This window comes from Paenibacillus sp. ClWae2A (assembly GCF_032452295.1).
GTDB lineage: Bacteria > Bacillota > Bacilli > Paenibacillales > Paenibacillaceae > Paenibacillus.
Window position 1 is genome coordinate 195,311 of the sequence record NZ_JAULSQ010000003.1, and the last position, 17,498, is coordinate 212,808.

At 39.5% G+C, this 17,498-nt stretch carries 14 protein-coding genes; 3 read left to right on the plus strand and 11 right to left on the minus strand.

The window, feature by feature from the left end:
• Positions 1 to 975 precede the first annotated feature (975 nt).
• On the plus strand, positions 976 to 1,290 hold the full coding sequence (locus QVE09_RS12105) for a GNAT family N-acetyltransferase (protein ID WP_315937365.1): 315 nt from the start codon (positions 976 to 978) through the stop codon (positions 1,288 to 1,290).
• Positions 1,291 to 1,637: 347 nt separating this feature from the next.
• On the opposite strand, the gene QVE09_RS12110 is transcribed toward QVE09_RS12105, so the two are convergent.
• The 7 genes from QVE09_RS12110 to QVE09_RS12140 all read right to left on the minus strand — a co-directional run bounded on the left by QVE09_RS12110 (position 1,638) and on the right by QVE09_RS12140 (position 5,539).
• On the minus strand, positions 1,638 to 2,024 hold the full coding sequence (locus QVE09_RS12110) for a hypothetical protein (protein ID WP_315937011.1): 387 nt from the start codon (positions 2,022 to 2,024) through the stop codon (positions 1,638 to 1,640).
• A 327-nt stretch (positions 2,025 to 2,351) separates the two neighbouring features.
• Entirely contained in the window at positions 2,352 to 2,483 is a 132-nt protein-coding gene (locus tag QVE09_RS12115) for a hypothetical protein (RefSeq protein ID WP_315937012.1), read from the minus strand.
• A gap of 175 nt (positions 2,484 to 2,658) precedes the next feature.
• Positions 2,659 to 3,054: a hypothetical protein gene (locus QVE09_RS12120; protein WP_315937013.1), complete on the minus strand. Its 396-nt coding sequence runs from the start codon at positions 3,052 to 3,054 to the stop codon at positions 2,659 to 2,661.
• Between the two features lie 75 nt (positions 3,055 to 3,129).
• On the minus strand, positions 3,130 to 3,543 hold the full coding sequence (locus tag QVE09_RS12125) for a hypothetical protein (protein ID WP_315937014.1): 414 nt from the start codon (positions 3,541 to 3,543) through the stop codon (positions 3,130 to 3,132).
• A 164-nt stretch (positions 3,544 to 3,707) separates the two neighbouring features.
• Entirely contained in the window at positions 3,708 to 4,307 is a 600-nt protein-coding gene (locus QVE09_RS12130; protein WP_133385454.1) for a pentapeptide repeat-containing protein, read from the minus strand.
• Between the two features lie 12 nt (positions 4,308 to 4,319).
• On the minus strand, positions 4,320 to 4,877 hold the full coding sequence (locus QVE09_RS12135; RefSeq protein WP_315937015.1) for a hypothetical protein: 558 nt from the start codon (positions 4,875 to 4,877) through the stop codon (positions 4,320 to 4,322).
• A gap of 53 nt (positions 4,878 to 4,930) precedes the next feature.
• A complete protein-coding gene (locus QVE09_RS12140; RefSeq protein WP_315937016.1) occupies positions 4,931 to 5,539 on the minus strand; it encodes a WXG100 family type VII secretion target in 609 nt (202 codons plus the stop codon).
• Positions 5,540 to 6,145: 606 nt separating this feature from the next.
• Between QVE09_RS12140 and QVE09_RS12145 the strand changes: the two genes are divergently transcribed.
• Both QVE09_RS12145 and QVE09_RS12150 read left to right on the plus strand, forming a co-directional pair.
• Positions 6,146 to 6,712, plus strand: a complete 567-nt coding sequence (locus QVE09_RS12145) for a DUF4879 domain-containing protein (protein ID WP_315937017.1) — start codon at positions 6,146 to 6,148, stop codon at positions 6,710 to 6,712.
• A 120-nt stretch (positions 6,713 to 6,832) separates the two neighbouring features.
• A complete protein-coding gene (locus tag QVE09_RS12150; RefSeq protein ID WP_315937018.1) occupies positions 6,833 to 7,135 on the plus strand; it encodes a hypothetical protein in 303 nt (100 codons plus the stop codon).
• A 548-nt stretch (positions 7,136 to 7,683) separates the two neighbouring features.
• On the opposite strand, the gene QVE09_RS12155 is transcribed toward QVE09_RS12150, so the two are convergent.
• The 4 genes from QVE09_RS12155 to QVE09_RS12170 form a co-directional block, all read right to left on the minus strand.
• Positions 7,684 to 8,277, minus strand: coding sequence for a hypothetical protein (locus QVE09_RS12155; RefSeq protein ID WP_315937019.1), 594 nt, complete (start codon positions 8,275 to 8,277; stop codon positions 7,684 to 7,686).
• Between the two features lie 289 nt (positions 8,278 to 8,566).
• Positions 8,567 to 9,061 (minus strand): hypothetical protein, encoded by a 495-nt coding sequence (locus tag QVE09_RS12160; protein WP_074095739.1) that lies wholly within the window; start codon positions 9,059 to 9,061, stop codon positions 8,567 to 8,569.
• Positions 9,062 to 9,087: 26 nt separating this feature from the next.
• Positions 9,088 to 13,869, minus strand: coding sequence for an RHS repeat-associated core domain-containing protein (locus QVE09_RS12165; RefSeq protein WP_315937020.1), 4,782 nt, complete (start codon positions 13,867 to 13,869; stop codon positions 9,088 to 9,090).
• Between the two features lie 31 nt (positions 13,870 to 13,900).
• Positions 13,901 to 17,197 carry an RHS repeat domain-containing protein gene (locus QVE09_RS12170; protein WP_074095741.1) on the minus strand — a complete coding sequence of 1,099 codons (3,297 nt, stop codon included), beginning with the start codon at positions 17,195 to 17,197 and terminating at the stop codon, positions 13,901 to 13,903.
• Between the last annotated feature and the right edge of the window lie 301 nt (positions 17,198 to 17,498).

The following is a 17,498-nucleotide window of genomic DNA, read 5'->3' on the forward strand; positions in this document are numbered from 1 at the left end:
GTGAGAAATTCGCCTTCATAATTAATTTCAGCTATTTCGGCACTAATATTAATATCATTAAAAGTTATATTTATAACGATTGTAAAGCCGGATTAACTGCTGTTAACTTCCTCCCATTTAACGAAAGCTTCACTTACGTCAAAAAAAGTTTTTGTAAAAATGATGCCTTGATTCTTTGGAATTCACGAATACATCATCCAAGATGTCAGAATATTTTTTTCCAGGACCCGTGCTTTAAATTTGTTATATAATTTATCGTTATTATCAACAAAATAATTGTTAAGTAAAATAGAATCCTCTTTTTTCATAAACAGTCTCTATCTCCTTAATAACATCATTTACAACAGCACTACTCTCACAGCCTAAGAACCTCTCAGCTTGACTAATAAATTGGACCAAGTTATATGAATTAAAAGTCTTACCTTCACTTTGATTAATTGTAAGACTGCGGACTCGTTGTTCATATAATTGCTCAAGTGTTCAAAAAACCCATAATATACGCCCACATCTCCGAGCCTAGGTTGCCATAATTTTCATCCAAATATTGTTTGAATTTACTAGGTATTTGAATATCCATCAATCGCCCATAATGTTGAATAACGAAATGGGATATTATACTTGATGTACAAAACTTAATTGCAATAAATTCAGTATTTATTCAACATATCCAAAAATACGGAACTAGAACAAACTATCGTAGTACAAATTATAGTTTACAGAAGCAAAGGAAAGTATAATGCATATAGTAATTGAGAATTTAAAAGTCACAGATGTTGAAAGCTTGTATGAATGCGAAATTGAAAACAGGATTTTTTTCGAGAAAATGATACCGTATCGAGTAGAGGATTATTACATACCTGAGGTTTTTAAAGTAAGGAATGAATCTCTGCTTGATGAACAAGTCAAAGGACTCTCCTTTTTTATTTAATCAAAGACGAAAATAACTCTATTCTTGGAAGAATAAATTTAGTTGATATTGATGATTCCAATAAAATAGGATTTCTCGGCTATAGAGTGGGACAAGTCCACACTGGAAAAGGTGTTGCTAAAAAAGCATTACTCAATACAATAGTTGACTTAGATATAAAAGAAGTTAAGGCAAAAACAACCACTAACAATATAGCATCTCAAAAAGTTTTAGAGCAAAACGGATTCGAGCATACAGAAACTAGTGATAAAGAATTTGAAATGAATGGACAAATAAACCATAATTTTTATCACCAATCGGATGCAGCTGTTAAAGCTGAAGATCATAAGCCAAATTCCTCGTTCAAGATACTGAGGGCTTAGGCTTTTTTGTCTTTTAAGATTCCTTATATTTTGAATTTCGCGCTCTTGATGTTATTCCTTTGGGAAATTCATTGAGTATTGCAGATGAATTGGTTCTTACGCGCATTTAGTGAAACAATTTAGGTATATGTAATGGATCTATCAATTACTTTCTTGATATATTATTAACCGTTGAATCGCACACGTTTTTCCGAATCCACTATACTGCAGTAACTTTTGAGTAATGAAAAATTTCACTTTTCTCAGAAAAATATTACAGATCTATTGTTGATACGCTCGATCTTTTGATCAAAAACGAAAACCTCAATATATTTTTCGTTTACCCACTCTAATGCTAATTCCGCTTCTTATTTCAAGATAGCGCCTCGCTGGCTCTTATACTGAAAGTTCTCTTTTGCCCACAACAATAGTATCTTTACATATTCTAATGTTTCAATTTCACAGGTACTGTCCTCTTCATCTTCTTCTGCGAAGATATCTTCAAATGTTGTGAAAGACTTGTCAGATTTTATTAAGTTCACATTCCCTCCACCTTCGTATAACGTTATTTCCCCTTTCAGTAATTCGATTAACTTTCCGATCTCTTCCTGGATCGTGGCGAAGTCTACAAATATATCCGATCCCAAAGAATTATTAATCAGATAACCATTCTGTAAAGATGAATCCCTACCTAAATCAACAATAACTTCGTTGAAATCTTCTTTATATTCAATGGTATACCTATACTTAATCATGTTCATATCTCCAATCAGTTGTGTCCAAGTCATTTCTTAAAAAACCAATGTAATAAAAAAACAGATCAATCATAGTGATATCTAACCATAATCGACCTGTTCGATGTAACAGAGTAACATTAATTAGGGATGAACCCAAAGCCTTTTCCTGCGTACAACTCAATTGATGATGTCTTTATACAGAGCTTATGTTATTGATTGAATGATGGATTCACTCTGCCCTGGGTAGTCCCATCAAACTGTAACATGACTAATAACCTATCTATCCTATAAAAACAACAGCATCTTTGCGCTGAAATGCTAGTGGCAATTTATTTTGAAGAATTGTTATTCTTTCAACCCCAGTGCTTCAATCGCAGGTTGCCAACATTCTTTAAAAAACGATTCCGTAGCAATGGGAACAAAGAAACTCTGTTCAAAAACATTTTGTCGTTCATATATTACAGCACTGATTGACATGCACTTATTCACCTCCAAAAGTAGCACTAAATTTGTAGTCTAACAAAAGAACAGATTAATCATGGTGATATATTGACCACGATCAATCTGCTGTATTTGTTGAATGATGAATCAATACTAATTAAGTAGCCTCTACTTAAATTTCCATAAAGATATTAGACAATCTTCACATACTTTATACAATAGCTTTAAAAGGAGCATGACCTGTTTCAGCATTTCTTAATAAAGTCGGTTTTCTAAAACGCAAACTGGTTTCCAGCTTGAAGATAGCGGTATCTCCTTCAATTTCTATAAAAGATACATTAATCCATATAGGAGCTTTCGGAAAAAGCCCTCCTAAAACCCCAACAACATCTTCTAACCATAGTTTTTTACCGCCAACATTCTCTTTAGATAACACAAAACGTTTCATCATTTCATCGCCACCATCTAACATTTTCCCCTGTTCCTCAACGGGCTCTATGACAAACTTAACGATATCGCTCGAAATGTGTTTAGTCTTCCTTATCGTATCAACTGCTTTAGATAAATTAGTCGAAAAAATTTCCTCATTCATTTGAGTAATCAACATATCTCCTCCTATTCAAACCATTGATGAAGTCTTTTATAGGGTCACCATCTTAAATGATACTTGGACATGGATTACTTATTTTTCAAAATTTTTAACTTGCTCAATCTTTTGTGTAAATTCACAAGCCTTTCGAAGATCTTCTTTCATGTAAAGTTCGATTAAAGTATTCGCCTCTTCCTCCCAATCGGGACCATATTGTAAAAGGTAATCTGTAAACCTTTCATAGTAGGAACGGTTGGATGGATTTAACCAAATCAATCTTTGATACATCTTCATTACACAAGGAATGGACAGAAAGAAATGAGTAAGTTCGTAATTGATTGCTTCCAATAAATGATCCGAGTTGTCCGTATGATCTATTTCAGATATCAATTTATTGTATAAAGAGTCTACCGTCTCTCTCGTTGTTTTTAATTCTATCTGATCTAATGTCGACCAATTCTGGTCAATCCACTGATGCAGTGTTTCCACTGTTTTTTGTAAAGTCAAGGCCATCATCCTTACTCTTATTAAACTCAATCTAAGAGTTTTTGTAGAAATTTTGCTGCAATTTATTCCAATTTTTCATTAAAAGAGTCTTCCTCAATTTTTTTGCAAATCCTCTAGGTTCTCTGAGAATACAATTGTATGGCGTGTGAAAATGAAATAAATATTTAAGATTCACATTTTTCTAAAAACCATCTCCTAGCTTCTTCTTTTTCTAACAGCAATGGTTTTTCCGGTGTGCCAATATTTATACTCTGAAAAAAAGCTTCTTCTATCCCTTTAATACCCTTTAGTGTTACTCCGTTTAACAACGTATCTTTAAATGTCGATACACTTATATCTATATTTTCTAGTCTTGCATTTCTAAAATCGGTTAAATGGAAAGATACATTAATCAGATTACAATCAACTAAACATGCGTTATTAAATGCTGCTTCCCAACAATCACCTTTACTAAATCTACTATTTTTAATGATGCAGTTGGAAAAATCCGTATACCTGAGATCTGATTTATAAAAATCACATTTATCTAAACATGTATTGATAAAAGTTGATGAGGCTAATAATGATGAATGAAAATCAATATTTTCCAGTTTGAGATCATCAAAAGTGCAATCTATTAAATAGGATTGTTCAAGTAATACATCAGATAAGTCAAAAACTCTTAAATCAACTTCATCTAACTTTAACTGCTCACCTTCATCACCAATTGTCTCAACCCACTTTTTATGCAAATCAAACATATTGATAATATCTTTTTCTTCCATTTTTCCACTCCTTTAGGGGAACCATAATATTCTATCTGCTATTCCTTCTTTATCAATTGCTTTCTTCAGTTGTTCAATATGCTCTGGCACCATTTTTTTCGTATCAATAATTACGTCATGCCCCTTAGCAAATTCTTCATGTATTTTTTGCATACCATTTTGAATAGTAAAAGCACCCTTTTTAGGATTGGTTATAGGTATTCCGTTCCTACCACTTGGATATGATTCAAAACTCTTCACGTCCCACTTTATGCCCGTAGTGGTATCAATGAACTCTGCGCCCTTATCTGCTTGTGAATCACGTATTATTCTCCCTAAATCACCTCTTGCTTCTAATTGTAATCCAACATCTCTTTCATTTATATTTTTGGGTTCTATTTTCCCACCACCAGAAGGATCTCGAGCCAAATCATCCAACTCTTTGTGATTCCTGCCTCCAGTGTATGTATCTTTACCCATCCCTTTAATATTACTTGCTTTCCTTGCCTCAGCCGATTCCAAATTCTTTTTAATCTTCGCCACAGCTGGATGAGAAGAAGGTACGCGAAACGGCCCTTTGCCACCCGGCATACTCCCGCGAACCATCTGAAATGCCATAAATAGCTGGCTGAACTTTAGAGAAGTCAACATGATTTGAGCATACTTATCGGATACAGGCTCACCTGTGAAGGGATGAATTCCATTTCAAATGTCTTGATCTGCATCGCAAAGATATCTTCCCCTGACGCTTCAGCAGTTACAGCCTGCATTCGATTAATATCCAAATGCCCCTGATCTCTCTCATAAGCTTGGAGTGCAGACTGATCCGTAACTCCATTCTCGTTGACAGGCATCGACATCCACTTTCCAAAAACATTGACTTGTGCCATCCCATAGCCCTTATCATCCGAACCGGCATAATATCTCGAGGTCTCCATCATCGCTACAGCGCCAACAGTACCAACGGCATTACCCAGACTCACCTTCTGAGCATCAGCATTCTCAAACCGCATGGCGATATCCTTGAGTTCCTTGGAGATGCCCACCATACTTTCCAGCGCCTTCTGCAATACAGGGCGTGACTGCTCAAATTCATAGTAGAATCGCTCCTGCGTCACACCCAGCCACATCTGCTGAAGGAACATGATCTGTCTTGAGAGATCCTCCCGTATATGCTCCAATTGATGTCTCGCCTGATCTATTTGATTCGATACGTTATGTAACTGTTCAGGGGGGACTTTAATGGTACTCATCCATTTTCACCGCTCATCTAAGATATAATAAAACTATGTTAGCAGAAGTTTAATGGCAATTACATCCGGCTAACCTCCTGATTTCACTGCATCAATCCACGCTTAGAATGATTTATATCCGTCCCTCAGCCCCATACGATCTCTATTTAGGTGCACACATGTCCCTGAGGGTTTTCCTTTTACTACTACAGGATACTGTAGCATCTTTACTGCGACGAGAAACACGCTTTAACAATTCATAGAATTAATAAATAAACTTGACTTGAATTGGTAATTAGAGGTACTATATGTTTATATAAATGGAATATATTTCAATTTAAATAATTATTTTGAATTTTATATTTTCACCAAAAGTATCAGGGCCTACCACATCTAAAATATCAATTATTATAATTGAGTTTTACATTTTGTCTGCAACACATAATCATTGGCAGGCATTCAATTTACATATACATTCCTACTTCATAGAGTTTTCTAGCCTGTAGAGTTCTACCATTTTCATAAGAGAGGAGGGCACGAGGCTTTAATCTGCAAGCAGGTCTATTTGTCGTATCCGCATGTTTTTGTTAAAGAATACCCATAACAAGAAAGGTGGAATTTATTGCTATGAGAAAATTGTTTAGTTTAGCTCTTATTCTTGTTCTAGTGCTTTCGTTTAATGTTGCTGCTTATGCAGACGGTGACGTGACTCAAGCCAAACCTATGACAAAGGAAGAAATTATTAATTCCAAAGAATTCCGTGAAGCTGTGAAAGCGGCTAAGGCTGAATTTGAATCGCAGAAGGCTGATAATGCGGGTGGTCCAGTTCTGTTTGCGCCTGCTCCGAAAGTATCTCACATTAATGTATATGGTGTTGTATCTCCTAATGGCGGTCAAGAAATTTACGGCTTCAATAACAATCCGCTCTCCACGACCAATGATCATGGTGGGGCTTGGATTCAGTGTATTACGTTCCAGATCGGTTATGACAGCAGTCACTACGGCAAACTCGCCGGCAATACAATGACCAACAACTGGTCTGAAGCTATTGATCTGGATGGTGATCGTGTCATAGATGCTTTTGCCCATTCTTGGGTTTATGAATCCCCTAATACAACAGGCGGGCAATTTGTAGGTACGGTCTATTCCATTAACATTCCAACACAGTGGACCGCTTGGATTAATGTTCGTTAACAGGAAGGATGTAATATGAATATTGGAGGAATTGGCTATGACAGCTCACTCTTCTGCTAACAATTGTGTTAGTACATTTGCTCAGACGGCCTTGAAGAATGCGTCTCAAGAAGGTCCAGGATGCGTGGAACAAAGCAGACGAAAAACAGTGGCTTCAATCCCTTAACCGATGCTGATGGTAAAATTGCAGGTTCCTCCTTGCTGGTGCGACATATGGAGATGGAATACAGCCTGATGCTTCGTTATGATGCTAAGGAAGCCCGTATACGCATGGACAATGTGTTTGCTGACAAAGATTCCGCCAAGTCTCTAATTCGTGCGGCTTTGGAACGAGCTAATCATCCGTTAACAAGTGCTAAAGGCTCTGCCCAGCTTGCGTTAGAAAAACTTTTTTTAGAGTCTTTTTTAACCTATCTGGATTGATGGACACCGATTTGATTTCTTGATCAGGCGCAGGGATACACATCCCCTGCGTCTTTTTTTCGTTGTGAGATTACCCTAAGAGCAGTAGCAGAGACACTTTTCAAGGAAATTGCCGAGTGTCTAGTTCAATAGGGTCAAACCTTCCAGTTCCACTTGTTTTAATTTGCTCATTATTAAACGTATGGTCTCAATACGTTTAATCCGACTTTCAGGATTCGCTACGTGAATTCAATGTCGCATTACAATTCATAACATTCAATTGATTTTGGAATACTTTAAAGCGTTAGTTGCACCCATTGCTCTTCTCTGTAGTTGTACACATATTCTTGTGAGTTGTCCTTAAATTTAACCACAATAGGACACTGAAGAATTTCCTACGACGAGCTTTAATGCAAACAATATTATTTGTTATCTATCCCTTTTTAACGGTTCAATACGTTCTTAAACCATCTTCAAGATCCTTCATATCCTTTTTATATGAGGCATACAAAGGAGGGGATATTAAATAAAGACCTTGAGGATTAGAGTCCTCAAGGTCTTATCAGTTCCTAGTTCTTAATACTATAATGTTTCATTAACTTATTAGTCACATCTTCGGGTATACCTTTGGTAAAGTTTAAGGCCACCAAATCAGTAATAGCCCTGTCTATTGAAAAACATGAGTCACTACTGTACTTGCTCATTTCATCGTTAAAACCTAAAATACAAATGCCGTAACTTCTTTCTCCCCATATTGCCCAATTCAGCGACGACGATAACCATATAACTATTTCAGAATTAGATAGAATAGCATCAGCAGGGCTTTCTTCTGGTCCATGATTAAGGATATTCCAATACTCATCAGCGGTGGTACCCTTTTGTAAAACGCACCAGTTATATTGGGAAAAATCACTGTAGTAATAATTTACAGGGTCTGGATCTAAAACAGCCATAATTACAGAGGGGTCACCAAAAGCATCCATGATTTTCTCTAATTCACCCCAAAATTTACAGCTCATTACATAATCAAAATCAAAAACAACTTTATTTGGAAAGGAAACTTTAAATACTGGATTTGGTAACCTCTCGTCAACACAAATTACTTTTGAAACCAAACGTGATGCTTTCTCAAACTCTTCTGAGCTTTTAATCATTTTGCTCAATTTGTCAGTCCCCAATAGAATCTTAGTTGCGACCCCTTTAGCACCCTTAGCCCAAAATTCAGCGTTGAGTTATTTATATTCAATTGTATACCTATATTCAATCATGCTAGTATCTCCAATCTTCTTAATACAACGGATATGCCGAAGGTTGCAACTCATACTCTCATTAATATTAAAGAAGATGCCCCGATGTATAACGAGGTCATCTTCTTTAAGAAAGATACGGCAATTTTATATTAAAATGCAATATAAGAATGAACTCATTTCTCTCATTTTTTCAAACAATCTTTTACTGTATTTTTGTTATGTTAATAGGGGTGTCCCAATTATCTAGATAAAAAATAACATTGGATCTAATATTTACTTTGTTCCAAACTTTCTTGTCTATAGGAAATGTTTCATCTCCAAAACTGTTTGATTTAACTTTAATATAGAAGGCTCCTTCATTTTCTAACTTTTTAGTTACCACTCCTGACAAAGGATCTTTCGTTGGTTCTTTATTAATTGAAACGATGTATAGATACTTCCCTTCATTCAGATACCGATAGGTTATTGAATCACCTTCTTTTAATTTGTTACATGATGGACTTTCAAATCGTTCTGTTTGAGTACTCCTGTTTATAGGCTTTGGTGGATCATTAACAGTTACCTTGCATGAATTATCTTTAAGGTCGACTGATATTATATGCCTGCTAGTTTGTACTGGAGCTGAATCTTTAATAAAAATAAAAAAAATGAATATGGTAATCATTAATAAAACACCTATTATTAATACCTTTCTCAAAATAACACCTCTTCCCTACAAAATACTTAATAGTATGGATTCCAACCAGTCCATGCAGTAGGTTTACCATCACTAGTAACAATTACAGTTTGCATAGTATACCCTTTGGGGTTGGCCACATAGATCATAGTAGTTACCGTACCCTTTTTAGTTACTTCAACATTGCCAAAAACTGATGCTACTAAATAGTTTACATTCCCGAATTTTTCACTGGTAACTAGACTTGTAAGTCGTGAGGAAACATCCCCCATAATTGCATCTGCTTTTCCCTTCGTGTACGTTGTCTCATCGTAAATGCAACCAGTGCAATTATATTTTGACGCGTCCGCATAATAAACTATATTACTTTTAGGGTCTACCATTACTTTCATATTTCTTGAAGTATCATTTTGTAAAACAAATGCATTAAAGACGGGATCACTTTGCTTTAAAAGTCCTTGCATTCCTTTATTGCTGTTTCTTATCGCTTTTGCTTGACTTGCAGCTTGGTTTCTTTTTTTGTGTGCGTGAACCCACATTGATGAATTGTCTTTGGATCCTTTAAAAACCCCATCCCAGTAAACCCAATCTGCTTTTAAGGAATTTAATTTCCAGTTAATGTTGAAAACATCTACATCTACGGCCACATGCCCACTCGGATCTACATATTTTAGAGGATTATTACTTACATAAGAGTACAAATTCAAACTTAATGGATCATTCAATTCTCCCTCATACGTATCCTCACCGATGAAACGTGCCATACCTGGATCATACCAGCGTGCTCGCAGATATTGCAGACCTACCGTATCATCCCAATATTCTCCGGCATAACGAAGCATATTCGGTACGGTTTCTTCCGTCGTTAACGGTCCACCCCATATGTCATAGGTGTAACTGTTCAGCACTTTGCCTGCATCGTCCACGAGGCCAACGACATCGCCATGACCGTTCAATTGGTAGTATTCCAGTTTACCTGTTTGCTTGTCTTGGCGAGCCCATAATTGTCCATACAGATCATAGATATAGGCATATGTTAGCTCTGCTTTTCCAGACGTTACAGCGGCCTCAGCCATAAGTTTGGCTTCTTCATCGTAATAATAACGAATCGTTTTGTCGCCTTCCGTACGTTCATACAACAGTCCATCTCCATTATAGCTGTAGGTTACCGTTTTGCCTTCACCCGTTGCTTTGATCAGACGATTCTGGCTGTCATACGTATACTGTGCATCCTTTAGACCGTATACCTTACCACTTCCGGTACTGTATCGGTTACCATTCGGATCATAAGTATACGTTTCTTTTTGTGTGCCGGTTTCGGTCTGAATCCGGCTCAATTCATCGTATGTGTATTGATCGGTTTCCCCGTTCTGTGTACGGGACGTGATGTTTTTATTCCCATCATATTCATAGGCGAACTGTTGCACCGCAGATGTCCCTTGAGAGATCGTGATTCCCGACAGGTCATAGCCATTGAACTGGTAGCTTGTGCTGAGGCCCTTGCCAAACGACAATTTCTCCAGCAAACTATTGGACGCATAACTGAATGTCATACGATCCACAGGCGTCGTTCCCGATGCTGCAAGTGCAGAAGCCCCTCCTGAACCCGAGGTAATATCCATGGAGGTTACCCGATTCATGCCGTCTACTTCGCCGTGAATGCGCAAGGATTGTCCCTTGGCATCCGTTAAGGTATACCCTAGACGTTGCTGGGTATTGTTTTCGTAATCAAGTCGTGTCCCATCCGGGAACGTCAGTCCGTTCAACATCCCATCTGCCACTCTATAACTGTACGTGGTCTTTCCATGATCATCGGTCATCGATGTTCTGCGGCCAATCTCGTCGTACGTATAGGATACATTCGTATCCGGTGCTTTCATACCTGTGAGCATATTGTCACTGTTGTACGTATACTCTGTTACTTTCCCAAGTCGATCCTGTTTTTTAATCAGATTGCTTTTCTTATCATAATATAACGTTGTCGCATACCCGGCTGGACTCGGATGCGTTTGTTTGATGAGTCTTCCCAATTCATCATACTGTTTTGTGACTGTTTGCGTATTCGGTGATACGATCTGTGTCACTTGGCCTTGATAGCTATAGAAGTAGCGACTTGTCTCTTGCTTCGGTGTGGTTACCGTCGTGATTTGTCCAAGCGCATCATACGTATATGTCGTTCGTTGACCGTTACCATCGATAGATGCAATTACGTTACCATCGATATCATACTCGGTTTGTTGTAACGGAACATATGCACCATTCCTATATTCTTCCACCGCCGTCACTCGACCAATTAAATCCTTCTTCTCTCGTGTGCGATTGTCAGCAGCATCCTTATAGGTCACCGTTTGGGCCACAGCATCAATGTTGGTTGTTCCGGTGGTCCCGTCTGGATACTTCGTCTCTATCACTTGCCCAAACGCGTCGACTACAACTCTCGTAACATTGCCTTCAGCATCCTCAACAGCCGTTACATTACCTTCGCGGTCATAGGCGTATTTATACGTAGCCTCAGCCGTCTGCTCTTCTACCAAAAGACCTAACGGATTATACCGCTCGGTCGTGACAATGCCATCAGCCGATGTATTTGTAATGATGTTCTTAACATCATCATACGCCGTAGTTGATTTCGTACCATCAGCATGGACAATTTGTAGAAGTCGCCCTCTCTTATCATACTGATACGATTCCTGTTCCCCGGATGCATCGGTTGTCTTTTCCAGTTCACCAGCATTCGTATATTGATACGATTCCACGAGGGCTTCTGCTTTACCAGCAGCATCATTCACGGTTATGGACTTGGATTTCACCAAATGCCCTGCATTAGCCTGATAACTCAACGTCGCTACGCTGTCTTTAGCTAAATAGCCGCCTTTATCCGTGGTGCTGGTGACTCTTCCTTTATCATCCAACTTCACTTCCGATTCAGTGAGCAACTGCCCGCCGTATCCATTTTTAGTTGTGCTCCGCAGAACGGAACCTTGGCTGTTATAGGTTGTTTCGGTGTATCTCTCCAAGGTACTATTAATCTTGCTGGTCGAACGAATAGGTTTGATCCAGTGATATGGAGCCTTACTCGTTTCATACGCATAAGTGGATTCTTGTCCGGTACTGCGCTTTTCTGAAGTCACCATTCCATTGGTATCATAGGTCATGGTCGTGGTTAGCTTCTCGCCTGCACGTCCCCCCTCACTAACCCACTCCGTCATTTGAGTCGGAAGGTTTCGCTTCGTCTGGTTATCGTACTGCAACTCCGTGGAATAAGTCACGTCATCTCCAGTTAACGTGTGCTTATCTGCGCGAACCAAATCTGGATGAGCTGCAGCGCTAAACGTTTTGGAAAACGTCCAAGTATCTGCGGTGTTCTCTGCTTTCACTTTCGTTGTCCATAATGCGGATTGACCGTAAGAGTCCAGATCTTCTCCAGAGTACTCAAAGTTAACCTTGTCCAGAACGCCTTCGCCATCCGTTGTACTAAACTGGCTCTTGCGCTCTCTTACTTGGAATACGAAATGAGAGGAAGCTTCGCCAATCTGCTTCAGCGCCGGAATATATGCATAATCCGTTATAGCTGATGAGGGGCTTGTAATGCGCGATAGCAACGCTGTATGCATCACACCTTGAGCATTTTGGTTGCTTTGCAACTCAGGCAGAAAATTGAATTTGGATTCCGGATAATAGTACGTATACGTCGTTGTGCGATCGAGAGCATCCGTGTATTCTCGCAAAATGCGAATGCCTTCGTCCTCGCGTTGCGTGTATGTTGCTTTCCGATCCGTTCCTGCAAGCTGTACAGTAACCTTCAGGTTGTCATAAGCAAATGTCAGCGCCTGACCTTCGCTGTTTTCAATTCGTGCAATAACTTGGTTTCCGTTCAATGTCGTATAGTGAAAATTCACGGTATTACGGTAGCCATCTGTAATTTGCAACAGCTCTCCGGCTTCATTAAATAGATAATCGTAGCCGTTTCGGATGGATAAACGATAACTGCTAGATACGCCATTAACAGTCACGGTCGCATCTCGCTTAACGGTTAAGTCATTCCATACGTAACCTTCCAGTTCTAGATTCGCGTTTAAGCGGTAATAGCCCACGCCTGGAATCTGAATATACTGATGATCACCACGCTTTTCCATGAAAGGAATGTCCCAACGCCAGCCTTGCCCCAATCCAGCAGAGAGTTCTTCCTTGCGTGGCGTAACCATATTGGAATATGTCTGTGTAGTTTCGTCATATTCAACGCCCAGCTGTCCACTCGCTCTAGCACTGTCATAGACGCGAGTCAGATCAAACGGAATGAGACCAGGTAGAGAAAGGTCAGTACTTTGAATCATCATTTCCCCTGTAGCAGTTGAGATGGATTCTGCCCCATAAGATGTCATATAAAGCGATGCGTCATCTCGGATATCTACATGGTTAAGTCCAGTTTCGTCCACGGTTGTTCCTGTACCTGGAGCATCCTCATTAAGAGCATTAATCGAGAAGTTATTTTGCTGTGATGATCCGGAAGGGCGTAGCCCCTCCATTTGAATCGGTTCGCTTATTTCTTGTGCTTCTAGCCATTTTTCAGCAGCCTCGCCGCCTGTGCGATCTGTCTGTAAAGCTTTATACAACTGGTACAGCGAGTAACCTTGATCTAGTTTTTTCTCAATCCAATCTTCTTTAATACCAAATTGCTCTTTTAAACTATGGATTGTAATGTAGGTAGCGGAAGGGAGGGAATCCCTACCTTCTGCCGCCGCTGCTGCTTGTCCTCCATATCCAAAGGAACCGAACCCACTAAGAACCAATATGACGCATAACCAAACAATCGTTATTTTCTTAAACACTCCATCACCTCAACCTAGATTTAGACAATCATTAATTAAATGGGAAAATCTTTTTCGTTCGTTTCGTTAAATTACCGTTGCGATCATACTCAAACACAATTTGATCTCCTGTAAATAGAACGACTTTAAGCAATTGATTGCCATAGCCGTACTCATAGCTATTGTCATTACGAATGTTCATCCATGCTGCTTTTATGGCTCCCTGAATCGGTTTTCCTTCTTTTTCACTTAGCTTGATATAATAATTCTGTCCACCTTCAAGCTCCCATTCAAGAACGGTATATTGCTCACCATATACCTGTTCTTGCTCTATTGAAGCAGCTACCGGAATGCTGAGTTCCTTATCTGAATACAATTCGATCCGAGGTTCAATGGAAAAATCACCTGATTCCTTTATGGCAATCCGATACTTGTCAGAGCTATACGGACTAAAACGGTAGTATACGTTCCCTTGCTGAACTGTCGGAAGCGCCGTCTCTGTGTTTTCATACAAAGTCAGAAACTCCACTTCCACTTCCTTGACCGTAAAGTGCCGATAAGCACCTACAAATTTCAGCGTTTGAGCTGACACGTTATGCACCTGAATGTCAGACTTTCCAGGTACAAATTGTCCTCCTGTAGCGTTCTTTCCTTCCTTAATAACCACTTGATTCTGATTCCGAATAACGTAATCATAGGTTCCTCCTTCAGAAGGAGAACCAACGAGTATAGCCTCATAAGGTGAGGTATTCGAGAACAAGAGCGTGTTATTTGGCGTCAAATTCCGCTTGATAAGTGCAGGCTCCTGACTTGAGCTGGCTGTCACAGGAGATTGATATTTAATCGTTACAGGTTCCGTAGATACTACGGTAACAACAAGCGTTGCACCTGCTGGAATATCCCATGTTGCATGACTCATACCTTCCACGAAATACAATGCTTTATTAGATTTATCGTAGACTGTATAATCCACAACGGATGCTACTCCTGCGATTCGTTCAATTTGAGCAGGTTCCGAACCCGGATTTGTAAATACTGCGCTCTGCCCTTGGTTAACAGTGATTTCCGATTCTGGTGAAGGGACTTGATCATCTTGTCCACGGAAAACACGGTAAATCCCACCATACGTTATGGGTTGATCCGAGATGTTGGTAACAACAACTTTTTTACCACCCAAGACATACGCCTCAATCGCTGTTGCTGTTCTACTGCTTGACACTGTTCCATCTACGTTGTAAATCGTGTAATCATACACCCGCCCCTCGCTGCTGGAAGCATCATTTCGGACCCTTTTCGCATCTGAGCTTATGTTGGTAAAGGCATAACTCTCGCCTTTGTTCAACGTAACGCGCAGATAAGCTGGTTCCTGGCTGTCCACGACAGAGAAATCATCCGTGTATTCAAATGTTACAGGTGTACTTCCCCCTACCGTAACGACGGCTTCACCACCAGAAGGAATGGTAGCGAGACTTACATTGCTATTGAATTTGTCACTATGTGCTCTGCCGTCTGCCTTATACACCACAATATCAAACAGTGCACCTAATTTTTTGGCGTTACTCCGTATTGGGTTGCTGAGTGAGCCTCCATTATGGAATTTGACCGATTGACCCGGTGATACCGTAATCTTAGTTAGTGCTTCATTTGGTCGATCCTCTACATCAAAAATGGTGTAAATCGCCCCTATGGTTACAGGTTGAGCAGATACACCTGTGATTACTGCTTTATTTCCATAGTAAACAACGGGTTCAACCGTTGTTGCTTTTCTTGTACTGCGTTCTGTACCATCTGGATAATAGGTGACGTAATCAAAGATCCGCCCTTGGGTGGTGGACGCATCACTGTCGAGATATTCCCGATCAGTAGTGTTATTCCAAAATGTCACGCTTTCTCCCTGTTTGAGTGTTACGCGATGGTACGCAGGTTCCATGCTTTCTTCAACCGAGAAATCATCCGTATAACTAAACTCAATTGGGACTTGCCCAACTACAGTCACGACTGCGTAACCTTGTGAACGAATGATCGGATTTGTATTTTTGTTGAATCCATCCGAATGAACGACGTTTTCTGCTGTATAAAGAACATAGTCAAAAAGGGCTCCATTGGTACTGCTGGCATTGTTTTTTATCGGATTGGCCAACGAACCATTATTACTGAAAATCATAGATTCTCCAGGATATACAGTGATTCGAGTAATTGCATCGCCACCGGCTTTTTGGACATCAAATGTCCGATAGGGCACACCATATGTTACAGGCGTTGCTGTAACCAAAGTTACAACGGCGGTTCTTCCTGCTGCTACAGTAGGTTTAGTAGTCGTATTCGTCCCTGTAGAACTTTCCGTTCCATCCGGAAGATAAACAACGTAATCATGCTTATCTTTGGTCGTTCCATCCGTTTGGAGTGCATCGGATTTGGAACTGATATTAGTGAACTGGTAGCTATCTCCCTGATATAGCGTTGTACGCGTATAGGCTGGCTCATCGCTCCATTCACCGGTATAGACTTCATAGGGAAAACCAACACTAACAGGCTGTGAGCCCGCACCAGTAATAATGATTTCGTTCCCTCCCGCAAGTGAAGGTTTCCCAGTCGTTTGGAAATTGGAAGCTACAAGACTACCATCTTCTTTGTATGAAGCGTAATCTATCTTCCTGTCCTGAGCTGTGGAAGTATCGGCACTTAGAACTCTTGACTGTGTCCCTTCATTAAAGTATCGATAGCTCTCTCCTTTGGATAACGTAACCCTAAGCATGGCTGGGTTAGCTGATACACTGTAGGAAAATTCTGAACGAATTGTCACCGTAAAAGGATTCTGACCCGTCGAGGTGATCACAGCTGTATAGCCTGAACCTACTGATAAACTACTAGTAGAGTCCATGTTTTCGCCCATGATGCTGCCATCTGGTCTATAAATAACGTAATCGTACGCACTACTTCTTGAGGTCGCCGCATTCGTACTTAACGATCTTGTCGCACTTCCGTTATTCGTGAACGTATAGGAATCTCCAGGACTCATGGTCAAAGTTTCGTCTGCCATGGCCATTGCTTGAGCAGAGAAAGAGTTCTCCCCGTATGTATCATCAGTAACCGTCGATTCATCTTCCGGTTCTTCGATAAATTCGTCTACACCTTCCGGTTCTTCATAGAAATCCGGATCAATATCTTCCAGATATTCGTTGTCTGTTAAAGTTGATTCCTCCATAGGAACATCAACTTTCTCCGTGCTACTTTCAGTTGTTATTATGGCATCCAATTGATTCGAAAGCGCATAACCGCTAGTCGGATAGATGGTTCCAATCAACAACAAAGCCATCAGAAAAACAATAAAACCTTTTCTTAAACTCATGGAATTCATATTCCTCCTTTATGTTTTTTCTCCATTTCCTCCCTCAACAGATGTATAAATGGAGCCTAATAAATCATTATCGTCATTTTCCTTATTTTAGGACATAGTAAATTAGTCCCCAAATTCAGGGACTTTTTTCCTTTTATATCTCAGATAACAATTTAAAATATAACCTGTAATTATCCTGATACGAAATAGAATAATAGATTAGATGTAGTTCAAATGCTATTTTAACTGAGTTAATCTTTCCTATTTATATTAGGACTTAGAGTTATTATCTGAAGAATAAAAAAAGCCGCCA